General features: G+C 66.3%; 22 protein-coding genes. 12 read left to right on the top strand and 10 right to left on the bottom strand.

All coding sequences use genetic code 11. The annotated features are described in order from the left end of the window. The first annotated feature begins 177 nt into the window (after positions 1-177). The 5 genes from dnaA (at position 178) to gyrB (ending at position 7,252) form a co-directional block, all read left to right on the top strand. Entirely contained in the window at positions 178-1,632 is a 1,455-nt protein-coding gene (gene dnaA, locus JKF87_RS15705) for a chromosomal replication initiator protein DnaA (RefSeq protein WP_201100838.1), read from the top strand. A 195-nt stretch (positions 1,633-1,827) separates the two neighbouring features. Beyond that, positions 1,828-2,946, top strand: a complete 1,119-nt coding sequence (dnaN, locus tag JKF87_RS15700) for a DNA polymerase III subunit beta (RefSeq protein WP_201100837.1) — start codon at positions 1,828-1,830, stop codon at positions 2,944-2,946. Continuing rightward, the gene (locus JKF87_RS15695) at positions 2,943-3,479 is read left to right on the top strand and encodes a hypothetical protein (protein WP_201100836.1); all 537 of its coding nucleotides are present in this window, start codon (positions 2,943-2,945) and stop codon (positions 3,477-3,479) included. Before dnaN ends, JKF87_RS15695 begins: the two co-directional genes overlap by 4 nt. A 37-nt stretch (positions 3,480-3,516) precedes the next feature. Then, entirely contained in the window at positions 3,517-4,650 is a 1,134-nt protein-coding gene (recF, locus tag JKF87_RS15690) for a DNA replication/repair protein RecF (RefSeq protein ID WP_201100835.1), read from the top strand. Between the two features lie 166 nt (positions 4,651-4,816). Continuing rightward, positions 4,817-7,252, top strand: coding sequence for a DNA topoisomerase (ATP-hydrolyzing) subunit B (gene gyrB / locus JKF87_RS15685; protein WP_201100834.1), 2,436 nt, complete (start codon positions 4,817-4,819; stop codon positions 7,250-7,252). A 21-nt stretch (positions 7,253-7,273) separates the two neighbouring features. Here gyrB and JKF87_RS15680 read toward each other — a convergent pair whose 3' ends face one another. The 6 genes from JKF87_RS15680 to JKF87_RS15655 all read right to left on the bottom strand — a co-directional run bounded on the left by JKF87_RS15680 (position 7,274) and on the right by JKF87_RS15655 (position 13,301). Continuing rightward, positions 7,274-7,711 carry a hypothetical protein gene (locus JKF87_RS15680; RefSeq protein ID WP_201100833.1) on the bottom strand — a complete coding sequence of 146 codons (438 nt, stop codon included), beginning with the start codon at positions 7,709-7,711 and terminating at the stop codon, positions 7,274-7,276. Between the two features lie 71 nt (positions 7,712-7,782). Continuing rightward, positions 7,783-8,184 (bottom strand): DUF6491 family protein, encoded by a 402-nt coding sequence (locus tag JKF87_RS15675; RefSeq protein WP_201100832.1) that lies wholly within the window; start codon positions 8,182-8,184, stop codon positions 7,783-7,785. 58 nt (positions 8,185-8,242) lie between these two features. After that, on the bottom strand, positions 8,243-10,030 hold the full coding sequence (gene mnmC / locus JKF87_RS15670; protein WP_201100831.1) for an FAD-dependent 5-carboxymethylaminomethyl-2-thiouridine(34) oxidoreductase MnmC: 1,788 nt from the start codon (positions 10,028-10,030) through the stop codon (positions 8,243-8,245). A gap of 81 nt (positions 10,031-10,111) precedes the next feature. After that, positions 10,112-10,414 (bottom strand): hypothetical protein, encoded by a 303-nt coding sequence (locus JKF87_RS15665; RefSeq protein WP_201100830.1) that lies wholly within the window; start codon positions 10,412-10,414, stop codon positions 10,112-10,114. A gap of 125 nt (positions 10,415-10,539) precedes the next feature. Next, positions 10,540-11,406, bottom strand: coding sequence for a flagellar motor stator protein MotA (gene motA / locus JKF87_RS15660; protein WP_201100829.1), 867 nt, complete (start codon positions 11,404-11,406; stop codon positions 10,540-10,542). A gap of 92 nt (positions 11,407-11,498) precedes the next feature. Beyond that, positions 11,499-13,301, bottom strand: coding sequence for a long-chain-acyl-CoA synthetase (locus JKF87_RS15655; RefSeq protein ID WP_201100828.1), 1,803 nt, complete (start codon positions 13,299-13,301; stop codon positions 11,499-11,501). Between the two features lie 278 nt (positions 13,302-13,579). On the opposite strand from JKF87_RS15655, the gene JKF87_RS15650 reads away from it, so the two are divergent. Together JKF87_RS15650 and JKF87_RS15645 are read left to right on the top strand one after the other, a co-directional pair. Continuing rightward, on the top strand, positions 13,580-15,412 hold the full coding sequence (locus JKF87_RS15650) for a DUF885 domain-containing protein (RefSeq protein WP_201100827.1): 1,833 nt from the start codon (positions 13,580-13,582) through the stop codon (positions 15,410-15,412). 89 nt (positions 15,413-15,501) lie between these two features. After that, on the top strand, positions 15,502-17,298 hold the full coding sequence (locus tag JKF87_RS15645; RefSeq protein ID WP_201100826.1) for a DUF885 domain-containing protein: 1,797 nt from the start codon (positions 15,502-15,504) through the stop codon (positions 17,296-17,298). Positions 17,299-17,356: 58 nt separating this feature from the next. On the opposite strand, the gene JKF87_RS15640 is transcribed toward JKF87_RS15645, so the two are convergent. Beyond that, entirely contained in the window at positions 17,357-18,472 is a 1,116-nt protein-coding gene (locus JKF87_RS15640; RefSeq protein WP_201100825.1) for a DUF1176 domain-containing protein, read from the bottom strand. A gap of 43 nt (positions 18,473-18,515) precedes the next feature. After that, positions 18,516-18,650 (bottom strand): hypothetical protein, encoded by a 135-nt coding sequence (locus JKF87_RS18545; RefSeq protein ID WP_257903729.1) that lies wholly within the window; start codon positions 18,648-18,650, stop codon positions 18,516-18,518. A gap of 179 nt (positions 18,651-18,829) precedes the next feature. On the opposite strand from JKF87_RS18545, the gene JKF87_RS15635 reads away from it, so the two are divergent. The 3 genes from JKF87_RS15635 (at position 18,830) to JKF87_RS15625 (ending at position 21,404) form a co-directional block, all read left to right on the top strand. Beyond that, positions 18,830-20,050, top strand: coding sequence for an NADP-dependent isocitrate dehydrogenase (locus tag JKF87_RS15635; protein WP_201100824.1), 1,221 nt, complete (start codon positions 18,830-18,832; stop codon positions 20,048-20,050). A 163-nt stretch (positions 20,051-20,213) separates the two neighbouring features. Next, the gene (locus JKF87_RS15630; RefSeq protein WP_201100823.1) at positions 20,214-20,810 is read left to right on the top strand and encodes a DUF2939 domain-containing protein; all 597 of its coding nucleotides are present in this window, start codon (positions 20,214-20,216) and stop codon (positions 20,808-20,810) included. A gap of 39 nt (positions 20,811-20,849) precedes the next feature. Continuing rightward, positions 20,850-21,404: a DUF2939 domain-containing protein gene (locus JKF87_RS15625; RefSeq protein ID WP_201100822.1), complete on the top strand. Its 555-nt coding sequence runs from the start codon at positions 20,850-20,852 to the stop codon at positions 21,402-21,404. Between the two features lie 89 nt (positions 21,405-21,493). Here the strand turns inward: JKF87_RS15625 and alaS are convergent, their stop codons facing one another. Further along, on the bottom strand, positions 21,494-24,157 hold the full coding sequence (gene alaS / locus JKF87_RS15620) for an alanine--tRNA ligase (protein WP_201100821.1): 2,664 nt from the start codon (positions 24,155-24,157) through the stop codon (positions 21,494-21,496). Positions 24,158-24,326: 169 nt separating this feature from the next. On the opposite strand from alaS, the gene JKF87_RS15615 reads away from it, so the two are divergent. Next, positions 24,327-25,001 (top strand): DsbA family oxidoreductase, encoded by a 675-nt coding sequence (locus tag JKF87_RS15615; RefSeq protein WP_201100820.1) that lies wholly within the window; start codon positions 24,327-24,329, stop codon positions 24,999-25,001. A gap of 83 nt (positions 25,002-25,084) precedes the next feature. Here the strand turns inward: JKF87_RS15615 and JKF87_RS15610 are convergent, their stop codons facing one another. Then, positions 25,085-25,891, bottom strand: coding sequence for a hypothetical protein (locus JKF87_RS15610; protein ID WP_201100819.1), 807 nt, complete (start codon positions 25,889-25,891; stop codon positions 25,085-25,087). Positions 25,892-26,033: 142 nt separating this feature from the next. On the opposite strand from JKF87_RS15610, the gene JKF87_RS15605 reads away from it, so the two are divergent. Beyond that, positions 26,034-26,915 (top strand): AAA family ATPase, encoded by an 882-nt coding sequence (locus tag JKF87_RS15605; protein ID WP_201100818.1) that lies wholly within the window; start codon positions 26,034-26,036, stop codon positions 26,913-26,915. Positions 26,916-26,971: the final 56 nt, after the last annotated feature.

Here is a 26,971-nt window from a genome sequence, read left to right as displayed (position 1 = left end):
GGCGCGAGACTGTAGTTTCGCGTTGGCGGGAGATGTCTGTTCAAGAGTTCGGCCCCGTCCGGAAAGCATCGCTTTTCGGCGCAGGAGAAGTCGTCCCTGAACCATCGCCCTGAAGCGCCGAGGTTCGGATTGGATTTTGCAGCGAGTGGCTGAAATATGGTTGGGGGCGCAGCGGCAATGGCGGGCGGATCGAGCAGGCTGGAGACGACGGATCTGGATCGGATCTGGGGCGAGGCGTCCGTGCGCCTGCGCGCCGAGATCGGCGACGGCCCGTTCAACTCCTACGTCGCGCCTTCGGCTGTCCGCGTGGATTCCGCCGGTCAGCTGATCCTGGTCACCCCGACCGCCTATGCCCGTGACTGGGTGCGCAAGAACGCCCTGCGCCGCATGAACGAGCTGTGGCTGGGCCTGGACGGCCTGTCGCGCCGTCTGGACGTGCGCTGCCGCGCCGAGGTGGGTTCGCCCGCGCCGGCCACCGCCGTTCCGGCCGGTCACGTGCTGGACGCCTCTCCGCGTCTGGTGGCCCTGTCTTCGGCCAATATGGCGGTCCCCACCATCGCCCCTGTCGCCGACAGCGCCCGCGCCGTGCGCGCCGCCGGTCTGCAGGAGCGCCTGACGTTCGACAGCTTCATCGAGGGCCAGGGCAACGCCTTCGCCCTGGCCATCGCCAAACAGGTCGCCAGCTGGGCCGACGGTCATTTCAACCCGGTCTTCTTCTGCGGCCCCTACGGCTACGGCAAGACCCACCTGCTGAACGCCATCGCCTGGGAGGCCCAGCGCCTGCGTCCCCAGGCCAAGGTAGTCTATCTGACCGCCGAGCGTTTCCTGTCCACCTTCGTCAAGGCGATGCAGGACCGTTCGACAGCCGCCTTCAAGGAAAGCCTGCGCTCGGCCGACATGCTGCTGCTGGACGACGTCCAGTTCGTCGGCGGCAAGACCTCGACCCAGGAAGAACTGCTGTCGACCCTGACCGCCCTGATCGAGGACGGCAAACGCATCGTCTTCTCGGCCGACCGCGCGCCGATGGCCCTGACCGATGTGGAGCCGCGCCTGCGCAGCCACCTCGCCGCCGGTCTGACCTGCCCGGTCGAGGCGGGCGACCGTGAGCTGAAGATCGCCGTGGCCCAGAACCGTCTGCGTGCCCTGTCGGCTCTTGGCGTGGTTCAGGGCGAGGCCGCCCCGGACGTGCTGGCGCAGCTGGTGGACCGCACGCCCGGCTCGATGCGCGAGCTTGAGGGCGCCGTGAACACCCTGGCCGCCGCCGCCGGTTCGCGCCTGTCCGCCGTCTCGGTCGATGAGGCCTCGACCCTGCTGGGCATGGCCATGCGTGGCGGGCCTGAGCGCCGCATCACCGTCGACGAGATCCAGAAGACGGTCGCCGAACACTTCAACCTGAAACAGGCCGACCTGCTGTCGGAGCGCCGCACCCGTTCGGTCGCCCGCCCGCGCCAGATCGCCATGTATCTGTGCAAGCAGCATACGACCCGCTCCTATCCCGACATCGGCCGTCGCTTCGGCGGTCGCGACCACACGACCGTCCTGCACGGCGTGCGCAAGATCGAGGAGCTGATGCCGCAGGACGATCAGATCGCCCGCGATGTCGAGGCCCTGACCCGCAAGCTGCGGGGCTGATCTCCAGGGTTTGCGGGGCGCAGGGCGGCAGGTTCGCTCGATTTTTGCGCTCCGTCCCCGCACTCGGCCCACTTATCCACGCGTGGACAACAACTAACCACAAGCCGCTTCCTTGCTCAGCGCGCTTAATTCGCTAGTGTCTAAACCCCTCAATCGCGGCGTCTCCGGGGAGGCGCCGTCTCCGGGCGAGACGACATGCAACTGACTATCGAACGATCCGCGCTCCTGAAGGCATTGGGCCACGTGCAGAGCGTCGTTGAACGTCGAAACACCATCCCGATCCTGTCCAATGTCCTGCTCAGCGCAGGTCGTGACCGGCTGGCGTTCGCGGCCACCGACCTGGACATGGAGATGGTCGACGAGGCCGAGGCCCAGGTTCAGGTCGAGGGTCAGATCACGGCGCCCGCCCACACCCTGTACGAGATCGTGCGCAAGCTGCCGGAAGGCGCCGAGGTGTCGCTGCTCTATTCGGGCGATGATCCCCGTCTGGTGGTCTCGGCCGGACGTTCGCGCTTCAACCTGCCGGTCCTGCCTGCAGGCGACTTCCCCGTCATGTCGACCGAGAGCGCCGGGGCCTCCTATGTCCTGCCCAAGGAAGACCTGGCCCGTCTGATCGACAAGACCCGGTTCGCCGTCTCGACCGAAGAGACGCGTTACTATCTGAACGGCCTTTATCTGCACACGGTCGCCGAGGCGGGCATTCCCCTGCTGCGCGCCGTGGCCACCGACGGCCACCGTCTGGCCCTGGCCGAGACCCCGGCGCCGGAAGGGGCTGCGGGCGGTCCCGGCGTCATCGTGCCGCGCAAGACCGTCGATCAGGTCCGTCGTCTGCTGGACGACACCAACGGCCCGGTCGAGGTTCAGGTCTCGGCCCAGAAGATCCGCTTCCAGCTGGGCGAGGCCAGCCTGACCTCCAAGGTCATCGACGGCGCCTTCCCGGACTATTCGCGCGTCATCCCCAAGGGCAATGACAAGCAGGCCGACATCGACAACGCCCTGTTCGCCAAGGCCGTGGACCGCGTCGCCACCATCTCGGCGGAAAAGAGCCGCTCGGTGAAGCTGGCCTTCGACAATGACCGGGTGAAGCTGACCGTGCGCAACATGGAGGCGGGCCAGGCCGAGGAAGAGGTCGAGATCGGCTATTCCGACGAACCGTTCGAGATCGGCTTCAACGCCCGTTATCTGCTGGACGTCGCGGGTCAGATCACCGGCGAGAACGCCGCCTTCCGCTTCGCCGACCCGGCCTCGCCGACCCTGGTGCTCGATCCCGGCGATCCGGGCGTCCAGTATGTGCTGATGCCGCTGCGGGTGTGACCGTCGTCAACGGCAATCCGACGGGCGAACGTCTGGTCCTGACCACGTCGCGCAGCGTGGTGGCCTGGTCGCTGGCGCTGTTTGTGGCGACGGCGGCCCTGGGGTTGTGGTTCATCAAACAGTCTGGCGACGCCATCGAGACGCTGTGGAGCTGGGTGGGGGTGTTCTGTCTGGCCGCCGCCGCCGGGGCCTCCGTCCTCGCCCTCGTCAGGCCGCCGAAGCTGATCCTCACGACAGAGGGTTTCCATCTGACGGGCCCCCTTTCGCCGGGCCTGATCCCCTGGAGCGAGGTTGAAGGCTTTTCTCTCTACAGCGAGGCTGCAAGCCGGGATGCCGACGGCCAGTCCGTCGGCGGCGTTGCGCCTCATGCGGTGTGGCGGCTCAAGGAAGGTTCGTCCTTTTCTGGCGGGCTGGCCTCAAGGCTGAACAGAGCGGGCGACGTGCCGATCGACGGAAGCTTCCCGCGCAACATCGGCCTGGCGCCCGAGCCGCTTTCGACGCTGTTGGAGCAATGGCGCATCCGCTACGGATGATCCATAGGATGTCCGGCGCCGCGAAAGCCCTCATTCCTTGATCGCCTCCCTCACCCTCACCGACTTCCGCTCCTATGCAGCCGCGCGGCTGGCGCTCGATGCCGGGCCGGTCGTGCTGCATGGGCCGAACGGGGCGGGCAAGACCAATCTGCTGGAGGCCGTCAGCCTGCTGACCCCCGGCAAGGGGCTGCGGGGGGCGACGGCCGCCGAGATGGGCCGCCGCGAGCCGGGCGAGGCGACCGGCCGCGCCTGGGCCGTCATGGTCGAACTGGACGACGAGACGCGGCTGGGCACGGGCGTCCAGACGGCGGGCGCGTCACGCCGCATCGTGCGCATCGACGGCGAAACGGCCCAGCCCGGTCGGCTGCTGGACTACCTCCGACCCGTATGGGCCACGCCTGAACAGGACCGGCTGTTCTCCGACGCCCGCGCCGAGCGGCTGAAATTCTTCGACCGTCTGGTCTTCGCCGCCGACCCCGACCACGCCGCCAGCGTCTCGGCCTATGAAAAGGCCCTGCGCGAGCGGCTGCGGTTGCTGAATGACGCTGCAGATGGGCGTGAGGCCGACCCGGTCTGGCTGGATGCGCTGGAGGCCCGGCTGGGCGAGGCGGGGGCGCGGGCCGCCATCGCCCGTGTCGCCGCCCTGCATGCGCTGCAGGCCGCCATCGACGCCCGAGGCGACCGGCCTTTCCCCCAGGCGGACCTGGGGCTGGACGGGGCCGCCGAACAGATGGCCGAAGCCGGCGCCGAAGAAGACGAAATCGCCGCCTCGATCCGCGAAGGTCTGGCCAGGGCCCGCGCCCGTGACGGCGCAGCGGGCAGGTCCCTGTTCGGCCCGCACCGCACCGATCTGACCGCCATCCATCGCGAAAAGAACCGCCCCGCCGCCGAAGGGTCGTCGGGCGAACAGAAGGCGCTGGTTCTGAACCTGATCCTGGCCCAGATCACCCGTCTGTCAGGTCATGCAGGCGCAGGAGCCGCCCGGCCCGTCCTGCTGCTGGACGAGGCCCCCGCCCATCTGGACGAACGTCGCCGCGCCGCCCTGTTCGACGAGATTGTCGCCCTTGATCTGCAGGCCTTCATGACGGGCACTGAGCGCTCACTGTTCGCCGGTCTGGAGGGGCGTGCGCAGTTTGTCCGCGTCGCGGGCGGGGCGCTGGAGAGCGACTGATTTATCGGCGGAACCGCCGCTGCCGATGGACCCGCGCAAAACGGCTGTTCCCCTCGCAATTGCTGCTAAATTTCCTATATATTGACGGCTTCGGGCGCCGCCCAGATTCGCGGCGTCCACACCCTGTCTCGAAGCCCGTTCCCCGGGCGTCACATTGACTGACTTCATGACCGATCCGATTGCCGACCAGCCCGAATACGGCGCCGATTCCATCAAGGTTCTCAAAGGCCTGGACGCGGTGCGGAAACGCCCCGGCATGTATATCGGCGACACCGACGACGGGTCCGGTCTGCACCATATGGTCTATGAGGTGGTCGATAACGCCATCGACGAAGCCCTGGCTGGCCACGCCGATCTGGTTCAGGTCATCCTGAACGCCGACGGATCGGTCACCGTGACCGACAACGGCCGCGGCATTCCCACCGACATCCACGCCGAGGAAGGCGTGTCGGCGGCCGAGGTCATCATGACCCAGCTGCACGCGGGCGGTAAGTTCGACCAGAACTCCTACAAGGTTTCGGGCGGCCTGCACGGCGTGGGCGTCTCGGTCGTGAACGCCCTGTCCGACTGGCTTCAGCTGAAGATCTTCCGCGACGGCAAGCAGCACGAGATGCGCTTCGAACGCGGCGACACGGCCAAGTCGCTGGAAGTCACCGGCGTCGCCCCGATCCGCACCGAAGGCCCCAAGGCCGGACAGCCTCTGAGCGGCACCGAGGTCACCTTCTATCCGTCGGTCACCACCTTCAGCCATATCGACTTCGATCTGAAGACGCTGGAGCATCGCCTGCGCGAACTGGCCTTCCTGAACTCGGGCGTGGTCATCCGGCTGGCGGACCAGCGGCACGCCGAACCCATCGAAATGATCCTGCACTACGAGGGCGGCGTCGAAGCCTTCGTGCGCCACCTCGACAAGTCCAAGACGCCGATCCTGAAGGACGTCATCGTCATTCGCGGCAAGAAGGACGGGATCGAACTGGACCTGGCCCTGTGGTGGAACGACAGCTACCACGAGACGATGCTGTGCTTCACCAACAACATCCCCCAACGGGATGGAGGCACCCACCTGTCGGCCTTCCGCGCCAGCCTGACACGGGTGATGGGCAGCTATATCGAAAGCTCCGGCCTGGCCAAGAAGGAGAAGGTCGCGCCGACCGGCGAGGACGCCCGCGAAGGCCTGACCTGCGTGCTGTCGGTCAAGGTGCCGGACCCCAAATTCAGCTCCCAGACCAAGGACAAGCTGGTCTCGTCCGAGGTCCGCCCGGCGGTCGAGAACCTGTGCTCGGAAGGTCTGGCCGAATGGTTCGAGGAGCACCCCGTCGAAGCCAAGATGATCGTCTCCAAGATCATCGAGGCGGCGTCGGCCCGTGAAGCCGCCCGCAAGGCGCGCGACCTGACGCGCCGCAAATCCGCGCTGGAAATCAGCAGCCTGCCCGGCAAGCTGGCTGACTGTCAGGAACGCGATCCGGCCAAGTCAGAACTGTTCATCGTCGAGGGCGATTCCGCAGGCGGCTCGGCCAAACAGGCCCGCAACCGCGAGAACCAGGCGGTGTTGCCCCTGCGCGGCAAGATTCTGAATGTCGAGCGCGCGCGCTTTGACCGGATGCTGTCGTCCGATCTGATCGGCACCCTGATCCTGGCGCTCGGCACCGGCATCGGCCGCGACGACTTCAACGCCGACAAGCTGCGCTATCACAAGATCATCCTGATGGCCGACGCCGACGTTGACGGCGCTCACATCCGCACCCTGCTGCTGACCTTCTTCTATCGTCAGATGCCGGAGCTGATCGAACGCGGCCACGTCTATATCGCCCAGCCGCCGCTTTATAAGGTCTCCAAGGGCAAGCAGTCGCGCTACCTCAAGGATCAGGCCGAGATGGATTCCTACCTCATCGAGGAAGGTTCGTCCGAGGCGGAACTGGACCTGTCGACCGGCGAACGCCGCCTGGGCCTGGACCTGCAGGCTCTGGTGCGCGAGGCCAAGGCCTTCAAGGCGGGCGTGGACCGTCTCAGCCAGCGCGCACCCGCCTTCGCCATCGAACAGGCGGCTCTGGCCGGTCTGTTCGTCGAGAACGCCGACACGGCGCAAGCCGCCGCCGACGCCGCCGTCCGCCTGAACCTCTATGCCGAAGAAGGCGATGGCGAATGGTCCGGGGCGCCGGGGGCTCAGGGCGCAGTTGTCTTCTCCCGCACCCGTCGCGCCGTGCAGGAGACCATCGTCTTGGAAGAGACGCTGATCCGCTCGCTGGATGCGCGTCGTCTGGCCGAACGCGCCGCCGCCTTCGACGGCGTCTTCTCCGCGCCCGCCGTCTATCGCCGCAAGGACAAGTCGACGACGATCCGCGGACCTCTGGACCTGCTGAACGCGGTGCTGGACGCCGGCAAGAAGGGCCTGGCCATCCAGCGCTACAAGGGTCTGGGCGAGATGAACCCCGAGCAGCTGTGGGAGACGACGCTGGACGTCAATGCCCGCACCCTGCTGCAGGTCTCGGTCGAACACGAGGAAGACGCCAACGACCTGTTCGCCAAACTGATGGGCGACGTCGTCGAACCCCGCCGCGAGTTCATCCAGGAAAACGCCCTGGACGCCGCCGTCGACGTCTGAATCCCGTGTCGCGGACGCGGCCTACTGGCCGCGTTTTGCGGCGATCAAGGCCGCGATGGTCGGGTAGGGCGTGCTGGCGGGCAACGCATTCTCGCAGGCGATGCGCTTGATCGATTCATAGACGCCGCCGGACGCGCCCCACGGCCCCTCGTCGGTGTAGCGATCGGTTTCGGCGCCGTCGGGGCCATAGGTGACGATCTCGCCGGGCTTGGACTGGCCGTCGGCGCAGCGCATCAGGACGACCTCGGTGTCATAACTGAGGTCGCTGGCGTCGCCCTTGGCCGGCACCCGGCCCATGTGGGCGCTGACAATTCCATCCACCGGCGTCAGCGTATCCAGATCAATCACATAGAGCGTCTGATCGTTGGACGAGAACTGCGCCCAGCTCTCGGCGGCCGCTGGTGTGGCGATGGCGAGGGCCGCAGCCCCGATGGTGAGATATTTGGCGATTCCGCTCATGATGACCTCCCTCTGAACGGTGATATTTCATACCCGTCCGAGGAAAAGCGCAATCGTCTCGTGACAGGCCCCTAGGGACGAACCCGACTGGGCAGGGCCGCAATCTCCTCGGCGCTGAGGCGTTTGCCGATCTGCACGCGACAGGTCGAGTGTCCTGGACTGCCGACATTCAGGGTGGCGAAGTCGCCGGTGCAGAGATTGCTGAACCCGTCGAGAGGCCGCAGTTCGATGGCGATCGCGCTGTCCAGATCCTTGCAGACCCCGGCGGACTGGATCTGAAACACGTCCTGGGCCGAGGTGCGGACATAGAGGGTCTGCCAGTCCTCGGCGCGGAAGTTGCGGACGTTCATCGTGCGAAAACAGGTGCGCGCGCTGGCCTGTTCGTTCGGGTTGGCGGTGCGGGCGGCGCCGGTCGGCGCGCACCCCGCCAGGGCGGCGATGGCCAGGAGCGGGAGTGTGGAGACAAGACGCATGGTTTTGATCCCTGAAAAGCCCCGTTCCAGATTTTGTCCTGACGAATGTTTCAGCAAATCAATTTCTGGCGACGGCGGGACGCAGCGGTCCGACCCGCGCAGCAGCGGACTGCGGCAGGGGGGAAGGCGCGCCGATGATCTGGGCGGCGATGTGCTCGCCCAACAGGGGGGCGGCGGACAGGCCGCGCGAGCCGAGGCCGCTGAGGATGAACAGGCCGGGGGCCAGGGCGCCTGCCACGGGCAGACGGTCGGCGGTGGTGGCGCGGATGGCGGCGCGGCCCTGGATCGCGCCTGGTTGTACTGAAGCGGCCAGTCGCGGCAGGCGCTGCTCCAGGGTCGTCAGGTTGCGCGTGGTGTCGTCGTCGCGGACGTCGGTAGAGGCGTCGCCCCGGTCATGGGTCGCGCCGAACAGCAGCCCGTCGTGCATCGGAGCCGCATAGCCGCCCCAGGCGACGGGGGCGGGGGCGGGCCCGCTGATCCAGTTGGCCTGGCCGCGAACGGGCGACAGGCGAGGAGCGGCGTCCCTATCTTCCAGAAGAGAGGCGGAGCCCCAGCCCGCAGCCAGGACCACGGCGTCGACCTGGGCCAGCACGGCGTCGCCGTTGAACAGCCGCCAACCCGCGTCGCTGGGTTCGATCCGTGTGACGACCGCCTTGATGATCTCGGCCCCGGACAGCCAGTCGGACAGGATGGCGGCGGGGTTGACCGCACATGCGCCGCCCATCAGCAGGCCTCCGGTCGAAGCCGGTTCGCCGATGCGGGCGGCGGCTTCGTCGGGCGACACCACCGTCATGGCGCCGCTTGGCCAGATCGGCTGGGCGGCGATCTTGGCGTAGCGGGCGGCGTCACGCTCGGCCTGAGGCAGTTGCAGCACGCCCTCGGCGACTATGGCCCCCGGCGTGGCGCGATAGAGGTCACGCGCACGCTCCAGCGCTTGGGCGTAGAGCGCGGCGATGCCTGCATCTCCGGCGTCCAGGCGGGGCGTCACCAGACCGGACGGAAAACCCGATCCGCCCGCACCGGGTCTGTCGGCCTCGAACACGAGCGGGGCGACGCCTGCCGCCGTCAGGGCGCGCACGACCGAAGCGCCCGCTATGCCAGCCCCGATCACGGCGACGCGAGGCCCGGTTTCGGGGGCGGGATGTGTCGGCAGCCGGGCCTCCAGCCGTTCGCGCTTGCGGCCATGCCCCGGCATTTTCTCGACGGTGAAGCCGCGTTCGGCCAGGCCGCGGCGCACGGCTCCGGCGACGGTGAAGGTGGCGACGCGGGCGCCGGGGGCTGAACGTGCGGCGATCTGGTCCATCACCTCCGGCGACCACATGCCGGGGTTCAGGGCGGGGGAGAAGCCGTCCAAGAACCAGGCGTCGGCCTGGCCCGACCATTCCCTCAGCGCCCATTCGGCGTCGCCGACCGCCAGATCGAGGACAGCGTTGAAACCGGGGAGGTCCAACCGGTGGAAGCCGGGCGTGCCTGACGGCCAGGCGTTCGTCAGGGCCTGCGCCGCCTCGGCCAGTTCCGGCCAGTTGGACAGGGCGCGGCGCGCTTCGTCCGCCGTCAGGGGAAAGCCCTCGATCGAGAAGATGTGCAGCCGTCCGCCCTCGGGCCGGTGCGCCTGCCACAGGCTCAGCAGGGCGGCGATGTTCAGACCGGTGCCGAAACCCAGCTCCGCCACCGTGAACCGACGCCGACCGGCCCAGGCGTCCGGCAGGCCGCAGCCGTTCAGGAAGACGGCGCGGGTCTCGGCCAGGCCGTCGTCGCGCGAGAAATACACATCCCCGAACCGGCCCGAGCGCGGCTCGCCCTCTTCGGTCCAGGTCAGTTGCGGCGAGGCGTCTTGGGTCGTCATGCGCGCCCTCTAGCACGCGTCAGCAAAAAGGGCCGCCCCTTGCGGAGCGGCCCGTGTCGGACGTCGATCGGCCGTCTGGATTTAGTGAGCGGCAGCGGGGGCTGCGGCAGGGGCGGCGGGGGCCGCAGCAGGGGCCGTCTGGCTGGGCAGGGGCGTCATGGCGGCGGTGTCGACGCTGTGGGCGTCCTGCGCCGCCTGGTCGGCGGCCTGAGCAGCGGCCTGGGCGGACTGTTCCGTGGTCAGAACCGAGTCCTCGGCGACGCCCGCAGCCTCGACCGCGTCATTGGCGGGCTTGGCGGCGGCGGCGTGTTCGTCCGCGCCCTTCCCACAGGCGGCGAGGGCCAGAACGGCGGCGGAAACGGTGATGAGGGCGGTGATGCGCATGGGAAATCCTCCGTATGCATGTCGCGAGGGCGGGAGCCTCTGTCCAAACGATAGGGCCGCCGTGATCGACGGCGCAAGCCGCAATCCCGGCGGCGTGAAGCCGCATGAAACGACCGGCCGCCTGCTCAGTCGTTGGTGATGTTGTTCAGCGTCTCTTCCATCTCGACGAAGGACGGCTGGGCGATCGAGGGGATATCGCCGCGACCGATCTCGACCGAGATCTGGGCCGCATTGCCGTGCAGGTGGGCGACCAGCACGGACTGGATGATCTTGTAATAGGCCGCTTCCTCATCGACGATGGCCTTCAGCCGCGCCGCGAACGGCCCGACCAGCCCATAGGCCAGGAAGACGCCTAGGAAGGTGCCGACCAGGGCGCCGCCGATCATGCCGCCCAGGATTTCCGGCGGTTCGGTGATGGAGCCCATGGTCTTCACGATGCCCAGGACGGCGGCGACGATGCCCAGGGCGGGCAGGGCGTCGGCCAGGTTCTGCAGGGCGTGGGCCGGCTCCAGATGCTCGTGGTGATGTTTCTCGAGCTGTTTCTCCATCGCATCCTCGACCTGGTGGGGATCTTCCAGGTTCATGGTCATCATCCGCAGGGTGTCGCAGATGAAGTCGACGGCGAAATGGTCCTTCAGCACCTTGGGGTACTTCTGGAAAATCGTGGATTCCTTGGGCTTCTCGATATGGCTTTCCAGCGCCACCACGCCCTTGGACTTCATGGTCTTGGTCAGTTGGAACAGCAGGCTCAGCAGGTCCTTGTAGTCCTGCTTCTTCCACTTGGGGCCGGAGAAGGTCTTGCCCAGTCCCCCCAGGGAGGCCTTGATCACCGGCAGGCTGTTGGAGATCAGAAAGGCGGCGACGCCGGCGCCGCCGATGGCCATGAACTCATGCGGCAGGGCGTGGGCGATGACGCCGAACTTGCCGCCCGCCAGGATGTAGCTGCCGAACACCATGCCGAACAGCATGACGATGCCGATGATCTGAAACATGGGTGCGGGCGATCCTCACGCGAGAGGCGTGAAGCATGGCGATTAATGATTAAGACGGCGTTTCGCGAACGCCGTCTCTCATCGTCACAGGATCAGATGCGGCCTTCGCCGTTCAGGATCGCCTCGCGCGCCGCAGGCGTCAGCTTCTGATAGCCGGACTTGCCGCCGCGCACATACAGGGTCGCCGCGCCCGCCTTTTCCGGGTCGAAGCCGTCTGCGACCAGGTCGGCCTTTCTGAACTTGAAGGTCCCGGTCGTCTCGACCGCCTTCATCAGACGCACGAACACCGGCTGGGCATAGCCCGGCAGCTTGCTCTCGACATGGTCGGAGAAGGTCTTGGCGTCGAACTTGCCGTCCACCACCAGGGCCGCCATCCCGGCCTTGCCGTCCTGGCCGGGCACCGGCACGCCATAGACGATGGCCGTCTCGACGCCCGGCGCCGTCATCAGCACCTGTTCGACCTCGGAGGTGGAGACGTTTTCGCCTTTCCAACGGAAGGTGTCGCCCATCCGGTCCACGAAGTAGAAATAGCCTTCGCTGTCCTGCTTCATCAGGTCGCCGGTGCGGAACCAGCGGTCGCCCTTCTTGAACACGTCGGTCAGGATCTTCTTCTGCGAGGCGGCCTTGTCGGCATAGCCGGAGAAGTCGTGACGGATGTCGTTGCCGATCTCGCCGATGGCCTCGCCGACTTCGCCGACGCGCGCCAGACGGCACAGGCCGTCGGGGCCGCGAATGGGCTGTTCGGTGTCGACGTCGAACTGGACCAGACGGATGTTGATCTGCTTCTTCAGATAGCTGGGCACCCGGCCGATGGCGCCCTGTTTGCCGTCGAAGTTGAACAGGGACACATTGCCCTCGGTCGAGCCGTAGAATTCCAGGATCTCGGGGATCTTGAAACGGCTCTGGAATTCGGGCCAGACGTCGGAGCGCAGGCCATTGCCGAAGGCCAGCTTCAGCTTGTGCTTGGTCTCGTCCTCATTGTGCGGCGCGGCGGTCAGGTAACGGCACAGTTCGCCGATATAGACGAACATGGTGGCGCCGGACGCCTTCACGTCGGGCCAGAAATTGGTGGCCGAGAACTTCTTGCGGATGATCAGCCGCCCGCCGTTCAGCAGGGCCGCGCCGACGCCGACCAGACCGCCGGTCGAATGGTACAGCGGCAGGCAGTCATAGATGCGGTCCGTGGGCGTGGAGCGCGTGGCGCCGGCAAAGGCGCGCATATAGGTCCGGGCGCGCGAGTGCGGGATGCGCGCCGCCTTGGGCAGGCCGGTGGTGCCAGAGGTGTAGATGAACAGGGCGGTGTCGCGATTGGTCAGTCCTTCGCGCGCCGAGCGGGTCGGGCGCACCGACGAACCGCCGCGCACCGGCTTGTCCAGACCGCGGCGCTCGCTGGACTCGTCAGCCTCGGTCAGGCCCATGACCCAGAGCATGAGGTTGTGCGGCACCAGGGCGCGGGCGTCCTCGACCTGACGCCAGCAGTCCTCGTCGGCGACCACCTGGAAGGCGCCCGAGATGGCCAGGCAGTGGGCCAGGCCCTCGCCGGTCAGATTGGTGTTGATCAGTGCCGTCGAGATGCCGACCTTGGAGAAGCCGAGCCACGCCGCCAGATATTCGACCCGGTTGGTCATCATCAGGGCGATGGTGTCGTTGCGGCGCAGACCCCGGCCCTTGGCCCAATGGCCGAACCGGTTGGCCATGTTGTCCAGCTCGCGATAGGTCAGGCTGCGGCGTTCGTCCTCGACGGCGATGTTGTCGGCGAACTTGTCGACAGCCTCTTCGAAGTCGTCGCACAGCAGCACGTCGCTATCGAGTTCGATCGGCTTGATGCGCTTCAAAAGGCGGAACAGGCCACGCGCGAACCGCACATCCCGACGAATATTCGCGACCAATCCCATGCTCTTCGATGCTCCCGTCTCTGTGCTGGCGAGACGCCCGGTGATGGACGAACGCGTCCCCTTCGGCAACTGCGTTGGACACAATCCTTCTGGGGATTTCCATTTGTTCCGTTGACGCCGGGGAAATCCAGAGGCCGAGCGCTGTTTTTCTCGCTCCTATCGTCGCAGTGTGGCGGATCGCGCAGGCCTGGGCGCTCCGGCGCGCGGGTTGGCGGCGTTTTAACTTGCTCCGCGACGGCGAGCGGTTTCATTGTCCATGCAAATAAGGGGGAATATTCATGTTGGATCGTCGTCGCCTTCTCCAATCCGCCGCCGCAGGCGCAGGCCTGGCCGCCCTTGGCGACGCCGCCTTCGCTCAGGTTATGGCGCCGGCAACGAACGCCGCAGGCGAGACCCTGCGGGCATTCATGGACAAGGCGTTCGAAGAGACGCTGGATCTGAGCCCCGAAACCGTGACCGCCTTCGGCCTGGACAAGGGCGCGCGCGCCGCCGCCAAGTCGAAGCTGACCATACCGACCCGCGCAGAAGAAGAAGGCCAGCGCGCCTTTTTCCGCGCCCAGCGCGCCCAGCTGGCGGGCATGAACCGGTCCGCGATGCAGGCGCAAGACGGGCTCTATTACGACAGCCTGACCGCCAATCTCGACGCCGTCATCGCCACCTTCGACATTCCGTATGGCCAGGGCGGCTGGCCCAATCCCTACCGCGTCAGCCAGCAGGGCGGCACATATCAGTCGGCGCCGGATTTCCTGGGTAATCAGCACACCATTGAGACGGCCGCCGACGCCGACGCCTATGTGGCGCGCGTGCGGGTTTTGTCCGATGTCTTCCGCGCCGAGACGGACCGCCTGAAGGAAGAATACGCCCTGGGCGTCGTGCCGCCCGACTTCATCCTGGCCAAGGCCGTGCGCCAACAGGAAGGCATGCTGGCCACCGCCGCCTCCGCCTCGCCCATCACGCGCTCGGTCATCGACCGCGCCCAGGCCAAGGGTTTGAGCGGAAACTGGGGCGCCGAGGTCGAGCGGCTGCTGACCGAACAGGTCTATCCGGCCCTGGCCGCGCAGAACGCGGTGCTGAAGGCGGCCCTGCCGGGCGCCACGCACGAGGCGTCTGTACGCCGCCTGCCGCAGGGCGATCAGTATTACGCCAACAGCCTGCACTACATCACCACCACGCGTCTGACAGCGGACGAGATTCACCGCACCGGCCTGGAGCAGATGGCCAATCTGACCGGCCGCGCGGACGTCTTGCTGAAGGCACAGGGCCTGACGCAGGGATCGGTCGCCGAGCGGATCAAGGCGCTGGGGGATGACCCGAAATACGTCTATCCCAACACGGATGCAGGCAAGGCGGAGCTGATCGCCAAGCTCAACGCCCAGATGGCCGACATGCAGGGCCGCCTGCCGCGCGCCTTCGGCCGCCTGCCCAAGGCCCCGGTCGAAATCAAGCGCGTCCCGCCCGAGATCGAGGCCGGCGCCCCGATGGGCTATTACAACTCCGCCAGCCTGGATGGGACGCGGCCCGGCATCTACTGGATCAATCTGAAGGACACGTCGGAATGGCCGTCGTGGAGCCTGCCGACCCTGACCTACCACGAGGCCTCGCCCGGCCACCATCTGCAGATCAGCCTTCAGCAGGAGAGCCCGTCGGCGCCGATGCTGATGAACCTTCTGGGCTTCTCCAGCTATGTCGAGGGCTGGGGCCTGTACGCCGAGCAGCTGGCCGATGAACTGGGCGCCTATGAGCATGATCCGTTGGGGCAGATCGGCTATCTGCAGTCGCTGATGTTCCGCTCGGCCCGTCTGGTCGTCGACACCGGCATCCACTCCAAGGGCTGGAGCCGTGAACAGGGCATCCGCTACATGATGGAGGCCTATGGCGATCAGGAAGGGGCGGCGACGTCCGAGGTCGAACGCTACTGCGGCTGGCCCGGCCAGGCCTGCGCCTACAAGGTCGGCCACAACGAATGGGTCCGTCTGCGCGAAAAGGCCAAGACCGCGCTGGGGCCGCGCTTCGACATCAAGGGTTTCCATGACACGGCTCTGGCGGCGGGCGGGGTTCCCCTGTCGGTGCTGGAGCGGATCGTGGACGGCTGGGTCGCGACCCAGGCCTGATCCGGCGCTGATGTCTGCAGGCGCGCCGGTCTGAGTGTTGTTTATGGGGAGGCGTCCGGCGTGACGCGCCCGCTCGGGGGAGTAACCGAATGATTGATCGTCGCCGCCTTCTGCTGACCGCCGCCGCCACGGCTGCGGTCGCGCCGACCCTGGCCCAGGCCGCTTCCACCGACGCCGATGGGCGCCTGAACGCCCTGCTGGACGGCTGGTTCGAGGCGGACATCGACGAAAGCCCCGAACACGCCACCAGCCTGGGGCTGGACAAGGGCGCACGCGCGGGACTGTCCAGCAAGCTGAGCGAGGCGGGACCTGACGCCATCCGCAAGGATCGTCAGAAGGCCGTCAGCCGCTGGGAGCAGCTGCGCGCCTTTGACCAATCAGGCCTGTCGCAGGCGGGCGCCCTGAACTATGCGATCGCCTCTTTCGGCCGCGAAACGGCGGCCCAGACGTCGCGCTTCGCCTATGGGGCCGGACCAGGCCGTCCGTCGCCCTATGTGGTGACCCAACTGTCAGGCTCCTATTTCAGCGTGCCGGACTTCCTGGACAACCAGCACCGGATTGATGATGCGGCGGGCGCTGACGCCTTCCTGTCGCGTCTGGAGGCCTTCGCAGGCGTTCTGGACGGCGAGACGGCCAAGATCCGCGAGGACGCCGGTCTGGGCGTGATCCCGCCCGACTTCATCATCGACCGGATGCTGCCGCAGATCCGCACCCTGCGCGACGCCTCCCCCGCCGACATGGCCATGATCAAGTCGCTGGCGCGCAAGACCGGCGCGCTGAACCTGTCGGGTTATGAGGCGCGCGGCGTCGCCATCGTCGATCAGAAGGTCAAGCCCGCCCTGGCCCGTCAGGTGGCCGCCATCGAGGCCCTGCGTCCGCAGGCGGTGCATGACGCGGGCGTCTGGCGCCTGCCGGACGGGGAGGCCTTCTACGCCGCCGGTCTGAAGGCCAATACGACCACGACCCTGACCGCCAAAGAAATCCATGCATTGGGCCGCGAACAGGTCGCCGAAATCAGCGCCGAGATCGACGCCATCCTGAAGGCGCAGGGCTATACGCAGGGGACGGTGGGCGAACGCATTCAGGCCTTGAACAAAGAACCGGCCCAGCTGTTCGCCAACACCGATGCAGGCAAGGAGGAGCTGCTGGCCTGGCTGAACCAGCTGGTCGCCGATCTGGACCCGAAGCTGCCGCAGGTGTTCGGCCGCCTGCCGAAATCCCATGTCGAGATCCGGCGCGTGCCGGTGTCGATCCAGTCGGGCGCGCCGGGCGGATACTATCAGGGGCCGCCGCTGGATGGGTCGCGTCCGGGCGCCTATTACATCAACCTGCGCGACAGCGGGAACTGGCCGAAGTTCGCCCTGCCCACCCTGACCTATCACGAGGCCTCGCCGGGCCACCATCTGCAGGTCGCGCTGCAGCGCGAGTCCGGTGAACTGCCGCAATGGCGCCGGGCGGGCGGATTCTCGGCCTATAATGAAGGCTGGGCCCTGTATGCCGAGGCGGTCGCCGCCAATGATCTGGACGTCTATGCGGCCAATCCGCTGGGCCGCGTCGGCTTCCTGATGTCCTATCTGTTCCGGGCGGTGCGTCTGGTGGTCGACACCGGCATCCACTCTGAGCGTTGGAGCCGTGAACAGGCCGTTCAGTACATGGCGGCCTCGGGCGCCAAGCCGCTGGACGCCTCGAACAGCGAGATCAACCGCTATTCGGTCTGGCCGGGTCAGGCCTGCGCCTACAAGGTCGGCCACACCGTGATCGCCCGTCTTCGCAAGGAAGCTGAGGCCAAGCCCGGTTTCGACCTGCGCGCCTTCCATGACGCGGTGCTGGAGAACGGCTCCCTGCCGCTGGCGGTGCTTGAACAGGTCATGAGCCGCCGGGCCTGATCCGCCCGCAGCCGTCAGCCCCGCTGCGTCAGGCGGCGGGGCTGATGATCCTTGTTTGTCACTGCACCTTGGCGCGGTAGCTGATCGGCCATTGATCCGGCGGCACGCCGTTGCAGCTGTCCATCGACTGTTCCAGCGCCAGGGCGAAACTGCGCCCTGTCCAGACCCAGGTCTGGGCGATGCCGCAGTCGCCGATGCCCCGCCCCTTGGCGAAGGCGACCAGTTCGCGTTTGTCGGCATTGTAGAAGCCGTTGATCACTTCGTTGGACGTCGTGCCGTCGGCCTGGGGCAGGCGGGCCGCGACCGGGTTCTGGCCGTTTGGTCCGGTGATGTAGAGGTTGCTGGTGAAGTTATAGGCGCCTGACCCGCACGGCACGCCCCACAGCTCCTGCTGCGGACCCAGCTTGGCCGAGATGACGTCGCCGCCGCCCGAGTTTTCACTGCGGCATTCGCGGACGGCGGGCAGGATTTCGATGGACTTGGGCAGAACCTGATTGTCGCCGCCCAACTGTCCCTGAGCGATGGCGGGGGCAGGGGTGATCACGGGTATGGCCGGACCCTGGACGGAGGCGACGCGCTGGCCGACCCGGATCAGGGCGTTGGGCGTATCCAGGCGGCCCTGACGATCATCAATCCACAACAGCGAGGCCGAAGCGCCGGTCAGCGAAATAGGCACTGTTTCACCTGCCGCCCTGGCGGTTGCGACCTTGCCCGACGCCAGGGCGCGCACGGCGTTCAGGGCGTCGGCGACGACCACGCGGGCCGTTGGAATGTCGGCGTCGGTCACCGGTTCAGTGCGGAAGCTGCGTCCGTCGATGGTCAGGGTGACGGGGGTTGCACGGCTGGTGTTGTCGGTGTTGTCCAGCCAGACGCCGACCAGAATCTTGGGAACCGCCGCTGTCTCGGGCGCCATCTCAACGCTCAGCCAGCCCTGGGCCTCCTCGACCGAGGGGGCGACGGCGGCGCAGGTTGCGCCATTGTCGCAGGTCACCTTCCAGTCGCGGAAGCTCTTGCTCTCGGGGCGGCTGGCCAGGGTGATCGTCGGTCCGGCGTCCGGCGCAGAAGCGACAGGCGCATCGGCCGACTGGCCCCCCGTCGGGGCGTCCTTGCTGGCTTCACCGCGTCCGCACGAGGCGACAAGCGCCGCCATGCCCGCCACCGCCATCCATTTCATAGCGTACCGCGATCCCATCATTCCCCTCAGCCTTATTTCCGTGTTAATTGAGCGTCGTGCAGTTTGCCTCATCTGCATCAGCGAGCAAGTCTTTCATCAGTTCCACGTCGATGATGCTGGGCGGTTCGCCGAACCGTTCGATCCAGGCGTCCACCAGGATTTTGGTCTCTTCGGTCATGGTGGAGGGCCTTATGCTCAAGCTTTGGCCTGGTTAAGCGCATGTCGGCCGATCCGGTTCACCGGCGCAGCGACGTTTTCGCAATCCGCCGAACCCATGTCGGGGTTTGCGTGGCGGCCCTGCCTCGCTATACCGCCGCCACGATATTCCTTCCCCAACGTTCAGAGGCGGACACGCGCATGGCCAAGATCAAGGTCGAAAACCCCATCGTCGACATCGACGGCGACGAAATGACCCGCATCATCTGGCAGATGATCAAGGACAAGCTGGTCTTCCCGTTCCTGGATCTGGAGCTGGACTACTACGACCTAGGCATGGAGCACCGCGACGCCACCGACGACCAGGTGACGATCGACGCCGCCCACGCGATCCAGAAGCACGGCGTCGGCGTCAAGTGCGCCACCATCACGCCTGACGAAGCCCGCGTCGCCGAGTTCGGCCTGAAGAAGATGTGGAAGTCGCCCAACGGCACCATCCGCAACATCCTGGGCGGCGTCGTCTTCCGCGAGCCGATCATCTGCTCGAACGTGCCGCGCCTGGTTCCGGGCTGGACCCAGCCGATCGTCGTCGGCCGCCACGCCTTCGGCGACCAGTACAAGGCCACCGACTTCCTGATGCCTGGCCCCGGCACCCTGACGATCAAGTTCGTCGGCGACGACGGCGAAGTGATCGAACACGAAGTCTACAAGGCGCCGGGCGCCGGCGTGGCCATGGCCATGTACAACCAGGACGCCTCGATCCGCGAGTTCGCCCATGCCTCGTTCGCCTATGGCCTGCAGCGCAACTACCCGGTCTATCTGTCGACCAAGAACACCATCCTGAAAGCCTATGACGGCCGTTTCAAGGACCTGTTCCAGGAAGTCTTCGACGAACATTACGCCGCCGAGTTCAAGGCTCGCGGCCTGACCTATGAGCACCGTCTGATCGACGACATGGTCGCCGCCGCCATGAAATGGTCGGGCGGCTTTGTCTGGGCGTGCAAGAACTATGACGGCGACGTGCAGTCGGACGTCGTGGCGCAGGGCTTCGGCTCGCTGGGCCTGATGACCTCGGTTCTGATGACGCCGGACGGCAAGGTGCTGGAAACCGAGGCCGCCCACGGCACCGTGACCCGCCACTATCGCCAGCACCAGAAGGGCGAGGCCACCTCGACCAACTCGATCGCCTCGATCTTCGCCTGGACGCGCGGCTTCAAGCACCGCGCCAAGCTGGACGGCAACGCGGCTCTGGACCAGTTCGCCGACACGCTTGAGAAGGTCGTCGTCGACACCGTTGAAAGCGGCTCGATGACCAAGGACCTGGCGCTGCTGGTCGGCGACCAGCAGGGCTGGCTGACCACCGAGGGCTTCCTCGACAAGGTCGCCGAAAACCTGCGCGCCGCTCTGCCGGACGTCGGCTAAGCCGTCACTATCCTCCCCCGCAAAGTGGGGGAGGACCTGTCCTGATGCGTGCGAAGCACGGCAGGATGCTCGAAAGAACTCAGCCCCGCTGGATCACTCCAGCGGGGCTTTTCGTTGTGCTGGGGTGAAAGCCGTGCATGATCAGTGAAATGAAGGAGGTCGGGTGAAGCGTCTGTTCGGAAATCTGCTGCTGGCGGCGATTGCGCTGGCGGTCGTCTCCTTCTTCGCCGCGCCCGCCGTGGGCTTTTTCGCCATCCGTTCGGCGGCGGAGGCCAGCGACGTGCAGGGACTGACGCGGCTGATCGACTTCTCCGCCGTGCGCCAGTCGCTCCGGCCCCAGCTGATCGGGCGGCCCGAGGCCATGGCGCCCGCGCCCTCGTTTCTGGAAGACCCCATCGGCGCCTTCCGGGCGCAGCTGGATCGCAACCCCATCATCCGCCCGCCGGACGTGGATTCCTATCTGACGCCCGCCGCCCTGTCGGCCCTGATGCGCGGCGAAGGGCGCTACGCCAGCCAGTGGAAGACCACGGCGGCGACGGACGCCAAGGTCAGGAAGCCCTGGCCCAGGCCCATCTTCTGGGGCGTGAACCGGGCGCGGTTCGCTGTGGACGACAAGGGGGGATCTCGCACCGTCTTCACCTTCGAGCGGCGGGGCCTGTACGAATGGCGTCTGGTTCAGATCGGCCTGCCGGAGGGCGCGTCGCCTGCCGCTCCCGCCGCGCCCGCACCCTCATCGCCCGCCCTCGGCGAGAGAGGTTGAGGCCATGAGGCTCCCGCCCCGCTTCCTTCTGGAGACGCCATGAACCGCAAGATCATCACCGGCCTGCTGATCGCGGTGGTCGCGGGCTTCCTGTTCGTGTGGATCGCCTCGCCGTTCGTGGCGGCGCAGGGGTTGATCCGCGCAGCCCGGACGGGCGATGCGGCGGGGCTGGAGCGCTATGTCGATTTTCCCGCCTTCCGCACCAGCCTGAAGGACGAACTGAACGCCCGCGCCCGCATCGAAATCCGCGACAGATCCAAGGGGGACGTCGGGTTGGCGGCTCTGGGCGCCCTGATCGCGCCGTCCCTGGTGTCGGGCGCGGTCGACAACTTCGTCACGCCTCAGGCCATCGCCGCCATGGTGCGCTCGGCCGAGAAGCCTGAGCCTGAGCGCCCCGTCCCGCCCGCCGACACGCCTGCCGTGCCCAAGGAGCGGCTGCATCAGTCCTGGTCCTATCGCGGCCTGAACAAGTTCGCCGTGGCCCTGACGCGCAAGGACAGGCCGGATGACTCGCTCGTGCTGCTGATGACACGCCACGGCCTGTTCGGCTGGAAGCTGTCGGGCGTGGACCTGACGCCGGACCCGATGGAGTAGGGGGCGGCCTCACCCACCTCTGAAATGCAATGAGGGGGCGGTCAGTGACCGCCCCCTCATCTGTATCGCTTGGCCGTTAGCGTGGCGGATCAGCCCGCCAGCGCCGCCCGCACCGCCGCCAGGCCGTCCTCGGCCTTGCCGCCATCCGGCGCGCCGCCCTGGGCGAAGTCCGGCTTGCCGCCCGCGCCCTGGCCGCCCATGGCCAGGACCGCAGCACGCGCCAGATCCGCCGCATTCACCTGACCCGCAAGGTCGTTGGTCACGGCGACGGTGACCGCCGCCTTGCCGTCTGTGACGCCGATCAGGGCCACGACGCCCGTGCCGACCTGTTTGCGGAAGTCTTCGGCGACCCCGCGCAGGCCCTTGCCGTCCACGCCGTCCAGGACGCGCGCGATCAGCTTGACGCCGTTGATCTCTTCCGGCGCCGAAGACGCGCCTGAACCGCCGCCCAGAGCCAACTGCTTCTTCAGCTCAGCGACCTGTTTCTCCAGCGTCTTGACCGAGGCGGTCAGGCTTTCGACGCGGGCCGGGACATCGGCCGTCTGGACCTTGAAGCCCTGCGCCAGCGAACGGGCCACGCCCGCCTGGGCCAGCAGATATTGACGCGCCGCTTCGCCCGTCAGGGCCTCGATGCGGCGCACGCCTGCGGCGACGCCCGTCTCCTGCACGATCTTGAACAGAGCGATGTCGCCGGTGCGGGTCACATGGGTGCCGCCGCACAATTCGACGGAATAGGGGGCGTTATCGCTGGTCAGCGAACGGCCCAGCGTCAGGACGCGGACCTCATCGCCGTATTTCTCGCCGAACAGGGCGATGGCGCCCGCTTCGATGGCGGCTTCAGGAGCCATCAGTTTCGTCTCGGTCGGGACGTTCTGGCGGATGACCGCGTTCACCTCTGTCTCTATGGCGGCCAGTTCAGCCTCGGTCAGGGGGGCGCCGTGGCTGAAGTCGAAGCGCGCGCGTTCGGCGTCAACCAACTGACCCTTCTGGGCCACCGTCGCGCCCAGCACATTCTTCAGCGCCGTATGCAGCAGGTGGGCGGCCGAGTGGTTGGCGCGGATGGTGCGGCGTTTTTCGGCATCCACCGTCTGGGCCGCGCGCGTTCCGATCTCCAGCTTGCCGCTGGTGATCTCGGCCGACAGGACGTGCAGGTCGCCCGCGTGCTTCTTCACGTCGATGACCTCGGCGCTGCCCCCAATTCCATTAGAACCGGGCCATTCGATCACGCCGTGGTCGCCGACCTGGCCGCCGCTTTCGGCGTAGAAGGGGGTGGTGTCGAACAGAACCTCGACGATGTCGCCCGCCTCCGCCGTCTCGACCGGCTGGCCCGCCTTCATGATAGCCAGGACCTCGCCCGAGCCGTCGATATTGTCATAGCCGGTGAAGACGGTCGGCCCCATCCGGTCGCGGATGGCCAGCCATTCGTTGGTGTTGGCCGTCTGGCCCGAACCCTTCCAGTGTTCGCGCGAACGCTGGCGCTGTTCGGCCATGGCGGCTTCGAAGCCGTCCACGTTCACCGAATAGCCGCGACGGCGCGCCTCATCCTGCGTCAGGTCCAGCGGGAAGCCATAGGTGTCGGACAGCGTAAACGCCGTCTGGCCGTCCAGCATGTCGCCGGGCTTGAAGCCCTGAACCGCCGTGTCGAACAGGGCCATGCCCCGGCCCAGGGTGGTGCGGAAGCGGATCTCTTCCTGCTTCAGCGTGTCTTCGATGAAGGGCTGGGCGCGGGCCAGTTCGGGATAGGCGTCGCCCATCTCGGCCACCAGCGTCGGCACCAGACGGTGCATCAGCGGATCCGTCGCGCCCAGCAGGTGGGCGTGGCGCATGGCGCGGCGCATGATGCGGCGAAGCACATAGCCCCGCCCCTCGTTCGACGGCGTCACCCCGTCCGCGATCAGGAAGGACGACGACCGCAGGTGGTCGGCGATGACCTGGTGCGAGGGTTTGCGCTCGCCCTCGGCCTTGGTCGAGGTGGCCTCTTCGGATGCGGCGATCAGGGTCTTGAACAGGTCCGTCTCATAGACCGAATGCACGCCCTGCAGCACGGTGGTGATCCGCTCCAGACCCATGCCGGTGTCCACGCTGGGCTTGGGAAGGTTGCGAACGATCTGATCGTTCTCCTTCTCGTACTGCATGAAGACGTTGTTCCAGATCTCCACGAACCGGTCGCCGTCTTCATCGGGCGAACCGGGAGGGCCGCCAGCGATCTTGTCGCCGTGGTCCCAGAAGATTTCGGTGCAGGGACCACACGGGCCGCTATCGCCCATGGCCCAGAAATTGTCCGAACCGGCGATGCGGATGATCTTGTCGTCGCCAAAGCCCGTGACCTTCTTCCAGATCGCGGCGGCCTCGTCGTCGTCGATATAGACGGTGACCAGCAGGCGTTTGGCGTCCAGCCCGAAGTCCTTGGTCACCAGGCTCCACGCCTTCTCGATGGCGTGTTCCTTGAAATAGTCGCCGAACGAGAAGTTCCCCAGCATTTCGAAGAAGGTCAGGTGCCGGGCCGTATAGCCGACATTGTCCAGGTCATTGTGCTTGCCGCCCGCGCGCACGCACTTCTGCGAGCTGGTGGCGCGGGGATAGGGCGGCTTGGACGCGCCGGTGAAATAGTCCTTGAACGGCACCATGCCCGCGTTGACGAACAACAGCGTCGGGTCGTTCTGCGGCACCAGAGGAGCCGAGTGCACCTTCTCGTGACCATCGGCCTCGAAATAGTTGAGGAAGGTGGAGCGGATCTCGTTCAGGCTGGGCATGACTTATCGGGCTTCGAACACGGCTTGGCGGGAAGCTGGCCATATAGGGGTTTGCGCGGCAACAGGCCATGCGTTTGTGCGAAGGCTGAAACTGACGCGTGCGGGGTGGCGCCGTCCGATGCGGTTCCCATATGCCTGCAACACCTGCTGTTCCAGAAGGACGCCCCTGATGACCGACGCCGCGCCCGCCCTCAAGACCTTGAAGATCGACTTCGTGTCCGACGTCGTCTGTCCCTGGTGCGCCGTGGGCCTGGGCGGGCTGGAGACGGCGCTGGAGCGGCTGGAGGGCGAGGGCATCAAGGCGGATGTCAGATTCCAGCCGTTCGAGCTGAACCCCCAGATGGCGCCCGAGGGCGAGAACATCGTCGAACATATCGGCAGGAAATACGGCTCCACCCCCGAACAGTCGGCGGCCAACCGCGCGATGATCAGACAGAGGGGGGCCGAGGCGGGCTTTGACATGCAGATGGGCGAGGACAGCCGCATCTGGAACACCTTCGACGCCCACCGCCTGCTGCACTGGGCGCAGGAGACCGCGCCGGACAGGCAGGGCGCCCTGAAGCGCGCCCTGTTCGTCGCCCACTTCACCGAGAACCGCAACATCACCGACGCCGGCGTCCTGACCCAGGCGGCGGAGACGGCGGGCCTGGACCGGGCCGAGGCGGGCGAAGTCCTGGCCTCGGGCCGCTACGCCCAGGCCGTGCGTGCGGCCGAGGATCTGTGGCGCTCGCGCGGCATCACCTCGGTCCCCGCCGTGGTCGTTGAAGGCAAATATCTGATCAGCGGCGGCCAGCCCGCCGACGCCTTCGAACAGGCCCTGCGCCAGATCGCCGGCGAGGCGTAGGGCTCAGGGCGGGGCCGGACCGCCGGTCGGCCCCGCAGGAAAAAACAGAGTCCAATTCGTCTGAATCGTCTGAAATCGGCCCGCTAGGGCTCTGGGGCGGTCGGGGCGTCGAGGGCGGCGATGCGGGCCTCGATGGCGAGGCGGCCCGCATGGTCGTCGGGGGGCAGCCGGGCGGCGTCGCGGGCCAGGGCGGCGACCGCCTTCATCTCGGCCTCCAGCGTGTCGAGCGGGTCGGGCGAGGCTGCGGGCGGGGGGCTGTCAGGCTGTTGGCTGTCAGGTTGGGCCGCCGATTGCGGGGCCGGGTCGTCAGGGGCGTTCACGCTGGACAGCGCCCGCCAGGTCCGCAGCCACGACGCCGCCTCGGCCGCCCGCCCGCGCCGCACCGCCCGGTTCAGCCGCATCAGGGCCTGAGCCGTCATGGCGGCCAGGTCAGGGGCGTCCGCCGCCCCATCCTCGACCGGGGCGTCTTCATCCGGCCAGGGGGCGGGCCAGGCGCCTGCGTCCTCGACGACGCAGCGGCGCCAGCCCTCGCGCGCGGCGCGGGACCGCAGCGTCCCCAGCTTCAGGTCATAGCGGCGGCACACGGCCTCGGCCGCATCACCGGCCAGATAGTCGCGGCGCGCCGCCGCCCAGACCGCCTCGGCGCGGACGTGATAGCCGTCGCGCGGCGCCGGGTCTTCGTCATAATGGCCGCGCGCGACATCCTGGTGGATCGCCGGGGTCGTCTCGACCCGCTCGGCGGTCGAGGGCCGCAGATGGTCGGGGATGTAGGTGGTGCCGCCGTACTCGTCCTGCTCCCACCGGCCGGAGGCGATGATGCGCGGCGCCTCCTCATGCCAGTGTTTCTCGGGCCAGTCCTTCTCCCGCCCGCCCGAAGCCCGATCGTTCATTGCGCCGCCTCCTGCCTGAAAGGCGGAGGATGGAGGACGGGTGCGTCAGGATCGGACGGGAGGGGCATTCGCTAATGTGTGCATGTTGTAATTTGCTATTTTTCTTGCGAGCGATGGTTGCGGAATAGTTGGGGAGTTAGAAATGGCGTTACCTGCGCTACAAAAAGTGAAAATTCGTCGATTTAAGCGCATAGACGAAGCCATGGTTCGCCTTGGAGAAGTAAATTTATTTGTAGGACCAAATAATTCTGGGAAAACTAGCTTTATTCAGGGCATCCATTTTGCAATCTCGCTTCTTCAAACTATAACTTACCATAGAAAATGGGCAGTAGCTTCTCGATCAGCAGCCGTAAGCTTCGGCCCTTCAGAGTTAATATATGTTCCAACCGAGAGCATTTACAGCGTCTCGCATGGATCCGCCCTTACTCAGGACAACGCAATATCTTTTCACTTCGACATGGATGATGAAGAAGATTTCAGTGTTTCTGTGTACAAAGGCAAAAATAAAAACATATCAATAAAACTTCATCATCCATGGGCAGCAAAGGCTGCTGCTGATATTCATGCACCGTACTCAGTTTTTTGCCCTGGGCTCGCAGGAATACCTAAGAACGAGACTCTTGTATCGGAAGGCGTTCTACGGAGAGCAGTTGCCCGGGGAGATGCAAATGTCGTCCTCAGAAACGTATTGTACCGCCTATCTAAAACAGCAGAGTGGAAAAAATTTCAGGATGCATTTTCAACAATATTTCCAAATTTTGAAATTAGAGTCCAATTTGAAGAGTCTCTAGCCGAATACATAGAAGCTTATGTGTCTAACTCAGGACAGGAGATACCTTTAGAGCTTGCTGGTACTGGCATGCTTCAAATGGCTCAAATACTGGCTTATGTTTTCTATTTCTCCCCAAGATTGTTGATATTGGATGAACCTGATTCACACCTCCATCCAAACAACCAAAGATCCATGTGCAGAATGATCATGAAACTAGGCTCAGGACCCATTGATGTGAGGCGCGCGATCTGATTCAGGCTCCTGAGGAGTCTGGATCATGAGTGACCTGTATTGGCTGACGGACGAGC

This window comes from Brevundimonas nasdae, assembly GCF_016654005.1.
GTDB lineage: Bacteria > Pseudomonadota > Alphaproteobacteria > Caulobacterales > Caulobacteraceae > Brevundimonas > Brevundimonas nasdae.
This window is presented reverse-complemented; position numbering and strand designations above follow the sequence as displayed.

Coding starts and splice junctions, on each gene's coding strand:
- JKF87_RS18545 (WP_257903729.1), bottom strand. CDS start 18,650: ATGACCGAAGAGACCAAAATCCTGGTGGACGCCTGGATCGAACGGTTC.
- alaS (WP_201100821.1), bottom strand. CDS start 24,157: ATGCCCAGCCTGAACGAGATCCGCTCCACCTTCCTCAACTATTTCGAG.
- JKF87_RS15665 (WP_201100830.1), bottom strand. CDS start 10,414: ATGCGCATCACCGCCCTCATCACCGTTTCCGCCGCCGTTCTGGCCCTC.
- JKF87_RS15625 (WP_201100822.1), top strand. CDS start 20,850: ATGAACCGCAAGATCATCACCGGCCTGCTGATCGCGGTGGTCGCGGGC.
- JKF87_RS15655 (WP_201100828.1), bottom strand. CDS start 13,301: ATGGGATTGGTCGCGAATATTCGTCGGGATGTGCGGTTCGCGCGTGGC.
- JKF87_RS15605 (WP_201100818.1), top strand. CDS start 26,034: ATGGCGTTACCTGCGCTACAAAAAGTGAAAATTCGTCGATTTAAGCGC.
- motA (WP_201100829.1), bottom strand. CDS start 11,406: ATGTTTCAGATCATCGGCATCGTCATGCTGTTCGGCATGGTGTTCGGC.
- JKF87_RS15675 (WP_201100832.1), bottom strand. CDS start 8,184: ATGCGTCTTGTCTCCACACTCCCGCTCCTGGCCATCGCCGCCCTGGCG.
- dnaN (WP_201100837.1), top strand. CDS start 1,828: ATGCAACTGACTATCGAACGATCCGCGCTCCTGAAGGCATTGGGCCAC.
- JKF87_RS15635 (WP_201100824.1), top strand. CDS start 18,830: ATGGCCAAGATCAAGGTCGAAAACCCCATCGTCGACATCGACGGCGAC.
- gyrB (WP_201100834.1), top strand. CDS start 4,817: ATGACCGATCCGATTGCCGACCAGCCCGAATACGGCGCCGATTCCATC.
- JKF87_RS15640 (WP_201100825.1), bottom strand. CDS start 18,472: ATGAAATGGATGGCGGTGGCGGGCATGGCGGCGCTTGTCGCCTCGTGC.
- dnaA (WP_201100838.1), top strand. CDS start 178: ATGGCGGGCGGATCGAGCAGGCTGGAGACGACGGATCTGGATCGGATC.
- JKF87_RS15650 (WP_201100827.1), top strand. CDS start 13,580: ATGTTGGATCGTCGTCGCCTTCTCCAATCCGCCGCCGCAGGCGCAGGC.
- JKF87_RS15615 (WP_201100820.1), top strand. CDS start 24,327: ATGACCGACGCCGCGCCCGCCCTCAAGACCTTGAAGATCGACTTCGTG.
- mnmC (WP_201100831.1), bottom strand. CDS start 10,030: ATGACGACCCAAGACGCCTCGCCGCAACTGACCTGGACCGAAGAGGGC.
- JKF87_RS15610 (WP_201100819.1), bottom strand. CDS start 25,891: ATGAACGATCGGGCTTCGGGCGGGCGGGAGAAGGACTGGCCCGAGAAA.
- JKF87_RS15645 (WP_201100826.1), top strand. CDS start 15,502: ATGATTGATCGTCGCCGCCTTCTGCTGACCGCCGCCGCCACGGCTGCG.
- JKF87_RS15680 (WP_201100833.1), bottom strand. CDS start 7,711: ATGAGCGGAATCGCCAAATATCTCACCATCGGGGCTGCGGCCCTCGCC.